This is a genomic window from Providencia sp. UF-224 (genome assembly GCF_058245955.1).
This window is the reverse complement of the sequence record NZ_JBSICC010000015.1, coordinates 39,679-51,110: the sequence shown is the minus strand read 5'-3', so window position 1 is coordinate 51,110 and position 11,432 is coordinate 39,679. Positions and strand designations below refer to the sequence as shown.

The 11,432-nt window shown below is 41.2% G+C and carries 11 protein-coding genes; 4 read left to right on the top strand and 7 right to left on the bottom strand.

All coding sequences use genetic code 11. The features are described 5' to 3' along the window. Positions 1–2 precede the first annotated feature (2 nt). From AC4IFO_RS14680 to nagK, 3 genes are all read right to left on the bottom strand, one after another. Positions 3–2,204, bottom strand: coding sequence for a hypothetical protein (locus AC4IFO_RS14680; RefSeq protein ID WP_490735424.1), 2,202 nt, complete (start codon positions 2,202–2,204; stop codon positions 3–5). 76 nt (positions 2,205–2,280) lie between these two features. Then, positions 2,281–2,916 (bottom strand): ubiquinone biosynthesis protein UbiH, encoded by a 636-nt coding sequence (locus AC4IFO_RS14675; RefSeq protein ID WP_490735422.1) that lies wholly within the window; start codon positions 2,914–2,916, stop codon positions 2,281–2,283. A 312-nt stretch (positions 2,917–3,228) separates the two neighbouring features. Further along, the gene (gene nagK / locus AC4IFO_RS14670; protein WP_490735420.1) at positions 3,229–4,140 is read right to left on the bottom strand and encodes an N-acetylglucosamine kinase; all 912 of its coding nucleotides are present in this window, start codon (positions 4,138–4,140) and stop codon (positions 3,229–3,231) included. A gap of 275 nt (positions 4,141–4,415) precedes the next feature. Here nagK and AC4IFO_RS14665 point away from each other — a divergent pair, with 275 nt between their 5' ends. The 3 genes from AC4IFO_RS14665 to ykgO all read left to right on the top strand — a co-directional run bounded on the left by AC4IFO_RS14665 (position 4,416) and on the right by ykgO (position 5,590). Continuing rightward, positions 4,416–5,039, top strand: a complete 624-nt coding sequence (locus AC4IFO_RS14665; RefSeq protein ID WP_219245180.1) for a YagU family protein — start codon at positions 4,416–4,418, stop codon at positions 5,037–5,039. A 147-nt stretch (positions 5,040–5,186) separates the two neighbouring features. Beyond that, positions 5,187–5,447 (top strand): type B 50S ribosomal protein L31, encoded by a 261-nt coding sequence (locus AC4IFO_RS14660; protein ID WP_219245179.1) that lies wholly within the window; start codon positions 5,187–5,189, stop codon positions 5,445–5,447. A gap of 2 nt (positions 5,448–5,449) precedes the next feature. Beyond that, positions 5,450–5,590 (top strand): type B 50S ribosomal protein L36, encoded by a 141-nt coding sequence (ykgO, locus tag AC4IFO_RS14655; protein ID WP_004906789.1) that lies wholly within the window; start codon positions 5,450–5,452, stop codon positions 5,588–5,590. A gap of 84 nt (positions 5,591–5,674) precedes the next feature. Here the strand turns inward: ykgO and yidZ are convergent, their stop codons facing one another. After that, on the bottom strand, positions 5,675–6,643 hold the full coding sequence (yidZ, locus tag AC4IFO_RS14650) for an HTH-type transcriptional regulator YidZ (protein ID WP_490735417.1): 969 nt from the start codon (positions 6,641–6,643) through the stop codon (positions 5,675–5,677). Then, positions 6,636–7,808: an MdtL family multidrug efflux MFS transporter gene (locus AC4IFO_RS14645; protein WP_490735415.1), complete on the bottom strand. Its 1,173-nt coding sequence runs from the start codon at positions 7,806–7,808 to the stop codon at positions 6,636–6,638. The genes yidZ and AC4IFO_RS14645 overlap by 8 nt, the downstream gene beginning before the upstream one ends. Before the next feature lie 331 nt (positions 7,809–8,139). Between AC4IFO_RS14645 and asd the strand changes: the two genes are divergently transcribed. Next, a complete protein-coding gene (gene asd, locus AC4IFO_RS14640; protein WP_490735413.1) occupies positions 8,140–9,246 on the top strand; it encodes an aspartate-semialdehyde dehydrogenase in 1,107 nt (368 codons plus the stop codon). 78 nt (positions 9,247–9,324) lie between these two features. Here asd and AC4IFO_RS14635 read toward each other — a convergent pair whose 3' ends face one another. Together AC4IFO_RS14635 and AC4IFO_RS14630 are read right to left on the bottom strand one after the other, a co-directional pair. Beyond that, on the bottom strand, positions 9,325–9,672 hold the full coding sequence (locus tag AC4IFO_RS14635; RefSeq protein ID WP_219245175.1) for a DUF1622 domain-containing protein: 348 nt from the start codon (positions 9,670–9,672) through the stop codon (positions 9,325–9,327). Between the two features lie 68 nt (positions 9,673–9,740). Then, entirely contained in the window at positions 9,741–11,252 is a 1,512-nt protein-coding gene (locus AC4IFO_RS14630; RefSeq protein WP_490735411.1) for a phosphoethanolamine transferase, read from the bottom strand. Positions 11,253–11,432: the final 180 nt, after the last annotated feature.

Sequence of the window (11,432 nt, the reverse complement as noted above, 5' to 3'; positions counted from 1 at the left end):
AACTAAAGTTGGTCATCAGTGGGTGGAACGGGTTTCGCCGTTACCGTTTTTGCTAATTGGCCTGCGCCTTTAGCAGCCATAAAACCATTGATAAGGTCTTGAACTTCAGGGTTTTTCAGTAAAGCCGCTACATCGATTTTTTTATCTTCTTTGCTGCGGTTAATCAGCTTTTCGACATTTTCTTTAGCGAAGCTGCTTTTATCCATGAAGCCATCAACAGCCTTACCTAGGCTAAGTGCTTTAGAGAAGGTATTGAAGAAGCTGCCATCGCCACCGACAATTTCGATGTTAGTTTTGCTAAGCGCTGCGGCCAAGACATCTGCCTGCTCACGGGCAATTTCTTTGTTTGCATCAATAGAGGCCATGGATTGCTCAAATTCTTTTTCAAGGCGCATACGGAATTCTTCATGGGAACGCGCGGTGTCACTGAGGTGATCCATAGATTTGAATTTGTCGGTTAAACCGTCAGCTTCGGCTTTCAGGCGCTGGCGGATAACTTCTGCTTGTGCTGAACCTAATTGGCCTTCACCGCGTGCTTGTGCAGCGAGTTTCTCTTCAAGGACTTTCGCGTCTGCTAAACCTAATTTTTCTTTCGCGTTAGCTTGTTGCTCTTCACCACGCGCTTGTGCCGCTAATTTCTCTTCGAGAATTTTCGCTTCCGCAAGGCCTTGTTGCTGTTCTGCTTTCGCTTTGGCTTCCATCACTTGCGCTTCGGTTAAACCTTTTTCTTTCAAACCACGGGCTTCGGCTAACAGTTTCTCAGCGGTGATATTGGCAAGCACTAAACCTTCTTTTTCTTCGGCTTCAGCAGTTGCTTGGCGAACGCGTGCTTCGGCTAAACCTAACGCAGCGTGTTCTGCCTCAATCCCTTCTGCTAAGCGTTTTTTCGCTTCCGCTTGTTTGGCGGAGGCTTCTAATTCAGCTTGTGCCATGGTGCTGATTTCTTCCGCTTTGTGTTTCGCGCTGGCTTCATCGGCTTCAGCTCTTTTCACTTGGCGAACTAATAACTCTTCTGCTTCTGCTTGTGCATTGATGACCGTGACTTGGCGCATACGTTCAGCTTCAGAAACTTCACGGACTTCTTTAATGCGCTCTTCTTCTTGTGCCACGGTTTTTTCAACGGCAACACGTTCGCGGATCACATTCGAGATATTTTTGCGTTCTTCTTCTAAGGCTTTTTCTTTTTCAATGCGTTGCAGTTCAACTTCGCGTTCACGGGCAACGATTTCTAGCTCACGTGCACGGCTAACGCGCTCTTCTTCAATGGCAACGGCACGGGTGCGGTTTTGTTGAGCAACTTCAACTTCACGCATGCGGTTTTCTTCACGAATTTCAATTTCTTGCTGAGTTTGAATACGTGCTTGTTCCGATTTTAGGCGCTCTTCTTCTTGAACACGCAGTGTTTCTGCTTGTTCACGAGAACGAATATTGTCAATTTCACGTTTTTGACGTGCTTCTGCATCGGCTTGTTGGCGCTCTAAGGCTAAGCTCGCTTCACGCGTTTCCACATTTTTCTTTTGAATCGCTAACTCTTGGTCACGTTCTTTTTGGTTAGTTTCAATGTTATGGATAGCGGTAATTTCAGTGATTTTACGAATACCTTCGGAGTCAAAGATATTGTTTGGATCAAGGGCAGATTTTGGTGTTTGCTCTAAGTAGTCAATGGCAACGTCTTCTAATGCATAGCCATTAAGGTCTTTACCAATCACGTCAACGATACGGTCACGGAAGTTTTGGCGGTCTTCGAAAAGTTTTGCTAAATCAAACTGCTTACCGACTGTTTTTAGCGCCTCAGAGAATTTTGCACTAAATAAGGTGCTAACAGCTTGGTGGTCAGAAGCGCGGTCGACCCCAATGGCTTTTGCCACTTTTAGGACGTCTTCGGTGGTTTCATTTACACGTAAGTAGAAGGCAACGGTGATATCTGCACGCAAGTTATCATGGCAAATCAAACCGTCCTTACCACGGCGATCCACTTCTAACGTGAGAAGGGAAATGCGCATAAATTCTTTTTTGTAGATAACAGGGTAAACCAGCGCTCCAGTGAAATGCACTTTGGGTTGTGACGACATATCGTTCACAATCAACGCGGTACCTTGTGGGACTTTGATATAGAAGGCTTTAAATAATCCAAAGAAGCCTAAAATAATGACGATGATCCCGCCAATAATGGTTAAAAAGGGCATTAATGCAGCCAAATCCATATTTCTTCTCCATAGGTTCCGACGTGGTCGTTATTTTAAATAGGCAAGCAAAGGTTTATTGTCTATATCGTGAAAATTAATGACGAAATTCATCTTCCGTCACGACTTGGTAACTGTGGGACTGCGCGTCATAACTAATAATGACAACCCGATCGCCCCGTTTTAAATTCTCGTCTGACGGTGCGCGTATCTGTAAAATTAACCCTGCACCGCCGTCTTCCAGCGTTGCTTCCCCATTTTGTTCACTCACTGATCCTGAACGCACGGTTGCTAATTTGCCAATAAGCTGATGTACAGTTTTCGGCTTATTAAGGCTAACGAGTTTTTTACGAACGGGTTTTAAGCATAAGGCGGTGAGGTGAAGGGAAATAAACAGTGTGATGGCAAATACAGCAAAGCCAACAAGATAGCGTAATAAAGTTGAATCAATAAAACGGATAAAACCATAAACGCAGAAGTAGCTGATTACCCAGCCAAATAGCGTAAATAAGGTTAGAATAATGGTGACCGGAATTCCGGCTAAGCCCAGTTTAGTGAGCCAGCCAGCAAAGCCCGTAGCGTCGAGCCCTGCATCAAATTCAGTATCGATGTTGAAGACATCAATATCAAGTAAGCCGAACGCGGCACATAGCCAATAAAAAAGAACAATAATGAGCAAACCACTAAAAATAATGGTGGGAAACATCAAACTACTCTGGAAAAACAATCCCATAAGATATTCTCTTTATTGTTGTTTCGGGTTAATGGCAGATGCTTTGTTTGTGGCCTCATTGTATGTAACGCAATAATAGCGTTTTTAGCCAAAAGCTGTATCAGACAAGTCTTTATCGCCGATATTTAATAATATCTTGCTGTTTTCTCGTTATAATTTTCTGAGGTTATTCTTAAAATGGTAACGATAACCAAACCTACTGATATTGGTTTATTTTATCACCATTCGCAAATGGATGATAATGATTATCATCTAAAAATAAAGGTAAATATACTCCTTGGCAGACAATTGCCAAGGAGTCAGAAAGGAAAACTAGTCGATTAAGTTGAGGAAAGCCGCGCCACGAGCCCCGCCAGAATCACCATAGCGGGCTTTTTCAATGGCAGGTAAAGTGGCAATGCCATATAGGTATTGAGGAAGTACTTCAGGCAAACGTTGGTAAATCTCTTCAAATTGCGACAACCCACCGCCGAAGACGACTAAATCAGGGTCAAAAACTGTAATGACCTGCCCCATAAACATCGCGAGCACAGACATATAGCGCTCAACGTGTTCAACCGCTTCAGGGCTTTGTTGATGGTATCGCTCAATAATTTCAATCGCAGAACGTTTTTCCCCAGTAAATGCGGCATAAATACGTTCAAACCCAGGCCCTGAAAGGTAAGTCTCGAAACAACCTGTCTGTTCGCAGCCGCAGGTTATTTCAGGAACCGTGTCACCTAATAATTTTGCGGCACGAATACTGAGATTCATATGACCAATCTCGCCTGCAATACCATTTTTCCCTGATAGCACTTTGCCATTAATGACAAATCCACCACCAACTCCGGTACCTAAAATCAACCCTAGCACGGTTGGATAGCGCTTAAATTCAGGATCCCAAGCCTCGGATAAGGCAAAGCAATTGGCATCGTTTTCTACTTTTACCGGGCGTTGTAAAGTATTGGCTAAGTCATGGATCAGCGGCTTGTACTGTGCAGCAGGGACGTTAGTGGTAAATACGGTGCCTTCTGCGTGATTCACAATGCCGGGAACACCAACGCCAATTTTCCCTTGGCAATTGAATTTTTCATCGGCTTCTTGGGTGAGTACAAGAAAGGCATCCAGCAGCGCTTGGTAGTCATTTTTGGGGGTAGGAACGCGTTTTTGCCAGACTTGATTAAGTTCATCATCAAAGACTGCCAGTTCAATTTTGGTTCCGCCCATGTCAAAGCCGTAATACATTTTCATCTTCCCCAAATGGTGTGTTTATCACCGGTAATGACGTATCCACTTGATAAACAATTAAATGATCGTATGTGATGGTTTAATTATACAAAAGATTATGGCTAGAGAAATTATCGTTTTGGTTTTTATTTTTGTTCAGTGAACTAGAGGTGCAATTAGGGCGGTAATTATTTCTATCAGTGATTATTATTTTATTGATTTACATCATTTACGGATGTTCATAAAAAGAGAATAAATGGATCTCAAAAACTTAAGTCAAATAAAGAGGTTCTATGGCTCGGGGATTCTTTTATATCACAGAAAAAAAACGTCGCCGTTATGGTGTTGCTTTCTTTGTCGGTATTATCAGTGGGATTGTTTCTGCATTTGTGAAATGGGGAGCTGAAGTGCCTTTGCCTCCACGCAGCCCAACTGACATGTTTAATGTGGCTTGTTCACCTGAAACGCTGATCCGCGTTGCAGAGCAAGTTGATTGCTCGCGTAATTTCCTCAATCCACCGTATGTTTTTTTAAGGGACTGGTTGGGGATGGTGGATCCCAATGCCGCCGTGTACACCTTTGCGGGGCATGTCTTTAATTGGGTTGGCGTGACGCATATTCTATTTTCATTAGTCTTTGCGATAGGTTATTGCATCGTTGCTGAGATTTTTCCAAAAATTAAATTATGGCAAGGCTTGTTAGCTGGGGCATTAGCTCAGTTGTTTGTCCATATGATTTCATTCCCTTTAATGGGCTTAACACCACCACTTTTAGACTTACCTTGGTACGAAAATGTCTCTGAAATTTTTGGCCATTTAATTTGGTTTTGGTCAATTGAGATTATTCGTCGCGATTTAAGAAACCGTATCACCGGTGAGCCAGATCCTGAAGTTCCGCTATCACAAGGTTATCGTTAAGGTTTTTGATTTTCACCTCAACTCACTGGCGTTATTAGAAAAATAACGCCAGTCTTCTTCTCTTTTCTCTTTAGATAAAGAAAATAATTGCACGCCATTTTTAAACGGTGTATTGTTATATTATAACATTACATTTAGGTGGTTATTATGAAACAAGGGATCCATCCTCAATATCGCACAGTGGTTTTCCATGACACCAGTGCGGATGCCTATTTCAAAGTGGGTTCAACGATTAAAACTGAAAAAACGATTGAATTTGAAGGCGAAACCTTCCCGTATGTCACGCTGGACGTCTCTTCTCAATCCCATCCGTTCTATACCGGAAAACAGAAATTAATTTCCCAAGAAGGGAAAACCGCGCAATTTCAGAAACGTTTTGGGCGTTTTCTGCAAACAGAGGATAAGTAAACGTGAAAGTGTTGAGTTCATTAAAAACAGCAAAAACACGCCACCCAGATTGCCAAGTGGTTCGCCGCCGTGGGCGAGTGTATGTGATTTGTAAAACCAATCCGCGTTTTAAAGCAGTACAAGGCTGTAAGAAAAAACGTTAAATTTGCGTTTCATTTCCCTGTATTTTGATAAAGTTGGGATGTATGGATATATTTCGTACATCTCAGCTTTTAAATATCAATCAGTTATATTCCATTCATAAAAGCAGAAACGCCCGTTTTAATTTGCTCTCTTAACCATAATGTCTTGGAGTTATAGGCATTTCGTTTATGCCACAACATTAAAAAAGGAATATCGAGTTGTTGGTACAAACTTTCGTCGATAGGGATCGGAAGGCATACTAAATTGAGTTTGAATTGATTGACATAATGTTGGCAATAACTTGGCGCACAGGTGACCAATGAATGCCCTGAATGAGATGCCATTAATAATGATTGTTCAAATGATGAGTATGATAAATGAATATGACGAGCGAGCTGTATACTTTGCAGTAGGTCATCTAAAGCCCAAGGAATGCGGTTGCTGTATTCAGTGCTAATATGTGGGTATTTCAGAAGGTTAGTTAAATTCCATTCTTCCTTTAGAAGTGGATGGTCCCGCCGCACAAAAGCGAGAGGCCTGTCAGTGAAGAGTATTTCAAAATTAAGAATATCTGGAATTAATTTAATGGACTCTTTTGATTTGTGATGACTTTCCCGACCTAAAACACCGATATCAGCATCACCAGCAATGATACTTGCAAGGGAGTTATAATCCCAATCATGGACTCTTACACTTGATTCAGGGTATTGATTCAATATTTTTAATGATAAGTCGTGTAGCATGATGAGATTAAGAGGCGCTTCCATCATTAGACGGAAGTTGATCCCTTTGGGTTTTTCTGTATCGCGAATATTGGCTATATAGTTTGATAAATTTAAAAATTCAGGTAGTGACTTTTCAATTTGGTGCATTAGCGGGGTTGGAACTAACCCTTGCGGACTTCGAATAAATAAGGGGTCACCAAACCAATCACGTAGTTTTGCCAATGACTTACTCACTGAAGAAGGCGTAACAGATAAGCGGTTCGCCACTAAGCTAACACTACGTTCTTCAAGAAGATATTGCAAAATAATCAGTAAGTTTAAGTCTAATCGATGCAATATCTTATTCATAGATAGCAACCTCACTCTTCGCTTGGGAAACAGGTATTTTGAGTAATGTGAACCCAATCATACCTGTCGCTAATAAGATAATTAAAAGCATATTTAAAGACGATATGCCAACCCAACCCATTATCCAAATATACAATGACGCAAAGCTTAATTGCCCTATAGCTAATACTGAGCTGGCCAATCCAGCACGCTGAGTAAAGGGAGATAAGGCTTGGCTCATAATGATCCCAAATAACATTGAAAACCCAGCACCACAGAATGCAAATACGATAAATAACAGGGCTATATGGTTAAGATACATCATAAAGACTAATAGTATTAATGCATTAAGTAAAAATAGACTGAGCGCAGCATATAGTATGGATTGGTTTTTAAATAAGGAAATTAATTTAGGCATTGAGAATGATGTCACCATACTGACTACAGCCAGTAACGCCATTGACGTTGAAAATTCCCCTGCCGTAAAACCAATGTTAGTCATTAAGATGATAGGTGCAACATTGACATAGGTTAGAATAACAGCCATTCCGAGGCAGGATATAACTAAACGAGAAAGAAATAATTGATTAAATAATTGCTCATTTGATTGTGGTAACTTTTCCATTGTGGAAATTACAGGTTTAGTCTCTTTAATAGAAACCAAGCAGAAAACAAAGCTGAGTGCTGCATAAGCTGCCATGAAATAGAACATTGCGGACCAGTGATAGAACAGTAAAAGAATAAAACCGATAACTGGGGCAAGGACAGGAGCAATGCACGTGATACCATTCATTGCAGATAAAATCTGAGTTCTTGCCTGAGCCGGCAAGACGTCACGTAATAATGCGAAGGTGACGACATAACAGAAACCTGCCCCAATCCCTTGCAAAAAACGAGCGCCTAGAAAGACAGAAACGGTTGATGCCGTGCCCACCATTAAGGATGCAATGGTAAACAGCAGTGTTCCAATCAAGAGAACGGGTTTTCTGCCTATATGATCGGCACACCAGCCGGCGATGAGCATGGTTGATGCCATACCCGCTAGGTAAATGGAAAATGTCGTGTGTAGTTGGTTTTCACTGGCTTTTAGGTCCGCAGCAATAAGGGGAAGGCCTGGTAGGTGCAGGTCAACGCCAATTGGATAAATTAACACTATCCAAAAACTAAAAAGGACATATTTGTTCATCGTGCAAGACCCATTTCTATGATAATTAGCTTGATTTTACTTGTCTGAGTAGGCTCTATGTAGGGATAAATGGTGAAAGGCAATTTTCCAATTTGGAAAAAATATTCAGATATTTCGTCGATCATTAGTTTTGTTACTAATCATTCAGTTAATAGTGATGAAATTCACTTGCACACTGGGGCATATTTTGTCAGGTTTAATACATCCGAAAAATTTCTAGCTTCAACTTATGAGAATGCCCGATGAATGATAAAAATGGCAGCATCTAAGAGGGCTTGAGTCGGAACTGGAAATTTCTTGGTAAAATATTAAACAAACAGGGTGAATAGAAATGAAAAATGTAGGATTTGTTGGCTGGCGAGGAATGGTTGGCTCTGTACTGATGCAGAGAATGGTTGAAGAGCGTGATTTTGATGGAATTCGTCCTGTGTTCTTTACGACCTCACAACATGGTGCAGAAGCACCCACTTACGGCGGCCACCGCAGTACGTTACAAGATGCGTTTGATATTGACGCACTAAAGGCATTGGATATTATCATTAGCTGTCAAGGTGGTGACTATACCAATGATGTTTATCCGAAACTGCGTGAATCTGGCTGGAATGGCTATTGGATTGATGCGGCATCTTCATTACGTATGAAAGATGATGCGATTATTATTTTAGACCCAGTGAATAACCAACACATCCAAGATGGATTAAATAAAGGCGTTAAGACCTTTGTTGGCGGTAACTGTACGGTGAGCTTGATGTTAATGTCTCTGGGCGGTTTATTCACCAATAATTTGGTTGAATGGGCATCTGTTGCCACTTACCAAGCGGCATCAGGTGCAGGTGCACGTAATATGCGTGAATTGTTAGCGCAAATGGGTTCATTACACACGCAAGTGGCAAAAGAACTGCAAGACCCAGCATCCGCAATTTTAGATATCGAGAAAAAAGTGACCGACTTTACCCGTAGCGGCACAATGCCAACGGATGCTTTTGGTGTGCCATTAGCGGGCAGTTTAATTCCGTGGATTGATAAAGCGCTGGAAAACGGCCAAAGCCGTGAAGAGTGGAAAGGCCAAGCGGAAACCAACAAAATCTTAGCAACAGGTAATAACATCATTCCAGTAGATGGTTTATGTGTTCGTGTTGGCGCACTGCGTTGTCATAGCCAAGCTTTCACCTTAAAACTGAAAAAAGATATCCCATTAAAAGAGGTTGAGCAGCTGCTGGCTTCTCATAATGACTGGGTGAAAGTAGTGCCGAATGACCGTGAAATTACTATGCGCGAGCTAACACCCGCGGCAGTTACTGGCACACTAAGCACGCCTGTAGGGCGCCTGCGTAAATTGAACATGGGCCCAGAGTATTTGTCTGCCTTTACAGTTGGTGACCAACTGTTATGGGGTGCGGCTGAACCGCTGCGTCGTATGTTGAGAATTTTACTGTAATTACAAACGAATACCGAGTTTTATCAAGCCTGCACATGAATGTTGTGCAGGCTTTTTTCGTTAAAGGGGCTCGGTAATTTATTGTGTTTTGTGAGTATGCTGTTGTGGCTGGTGCTCTAATTCTTTTGCTAAAAAATAGTTCAGGAACGTTCTGATCACGGCGATGATACCTAATTTGATCAGGCTGTCTAAATCAGGGTCAACCGTGGTCGCTAAAATATCTGCGGCTAACTGAAATTCCAACGCAGTAGCTAGCCAGTCACCAAAACAATAACGTGCAGTTCGCGCGATTTTGACACGGAACCACACAATCAATGTTTTGATTAATCCAATAATCACACAGATAACCGAAATAGCTTCTAATAGCAATTGAAGCACGTGAACACTAGAGCCTAATAATTCACGTAAAAAAGTTAACTCAAACATAAAAGCCTCGATATTTAGATGAAACTCAATGTGTTAACTATGGGCAAAGATTAGCAAAATATCGAGTTTTATTGTGGGTCTATCGCTTCTGTTGGTAATTGATTTATGGATAATAAGTTTCGGTTACCATCAATTACGTGAATGTCTTTATCCAGTTGATAACATTCACGTAGGGGCGATAAACAGCCTTGCGAGACTTGATGGCGTATACCTAACCAATCACTGATTAACCAATAGTTATTCGCCGTTGAGTAGGGACTATTTAACGCTTTTTCCGTTAATGTATATTCTGACGTACTTCGGCTGTACCAAATAAATAATGGGATTTCATAAGCTTCTTTTCTCGGATTATTCACACCATGGTGGTAATGAATATCACCATCACTGTCTAAACGCTGAAGGGCGTGATCAGCAAAAAACATCAGTGTGGCGGGTTTACCGTCTATTTTCTGCAATAGTTTTTCAATAAATGCATCGGTATAGGCAATGGAGCTGTCATAACAGTCATCATCCTCTTGCCCGCTCATTTTTTTGAGTTGATCTTCTGGGAAACGGTTACAAGAAGGCTCATGGCTTCCATAAGTGTGCAAAACAATCAGCTTTTTCTTTGAGGTATTGTCATTAATCGCGTTCTCGAAATCATCAATTAATTCATCATCATAACCTACAAATTCGTTCCATTTTTTGTCTTGCGACATACTGGCTATTGCGGATATCACACTCGTTTTTTTATTGGTTTTACCTTGGTTACTGAGCCAATAGGTTTTGAACCCAGCATGGTTTGCTAGTGAAATAATGTTATCCGCATAATATTTTTTATGCTGTATTTGTGTGAGTTGGATATTGGCAAGTGAAATCGGCACAGACAAGATGGTCACCGGAGCAGGGGAGTAAGCTTGCGTGAATACTTGCATCTGGTTTTGGCGGCTTTTCAGGTTTGGTGTTGTGTCATAATTATAACCATATAGGCTCATATGGTCGCGGCGTAGCGACTCGCCAATCACTAACACATAAATTTGTGTGTCGCTGGGGGTTTTGTCGTAATGAAAAGAGACCTTCTGCGATGATATCTGCTCTATTTCCCTATTTTCATAAAAATTTTTCAGTAAGGCTGCCGCATTATAAAAGGGGGAGTTTTGCAGGTATTTTTCCCCAACTAATAAATGGCTATCGGGCTGTTTAAGTAACGATGAATAATAAATAGGAATAGAAACTAGAAAGCCAGCCACCAATGCCTTATTCAATTTGGTTACACGAGGTGAAATGTATTTTGAACATCGATGAATGCTAACTAAATACAAAGTAAAAACAATTAGATAAAACGCAACATAACCTATGTTATACGACAACATCCCCACAGTTTCATTGCTATTGGTGTTAATGAAGGTTTCGGCAATCGAGGATGAAAAACGGATGTCGTGTTTTTGGTAGAAAAAGAAGGAGATGGATAGATTAAGTGCCCAAAAAAGTGCAATAACAGTGGTGAATACTTTACCGAGTCGCGTTCGATAGGTACTTGCACACAGCACCATCACCAATAAACCCGAGAAGATGATAGCGATATCTGTTGCTGTGTTCACATCCCCACTCAAAAAAACAGGGAGTGTCGAAAAAGCTAAAAAATAAGTTAAAGCAATTAGTTGTCGTATAATCATTATTATCTTTTATGTATTTGAACCTTGCCTTGCTGAAGAATGAAAAAGGTTTTTTATTGGCTAACATTTTATTAACCAAACGTATTAACTGTTTATAACATGAAA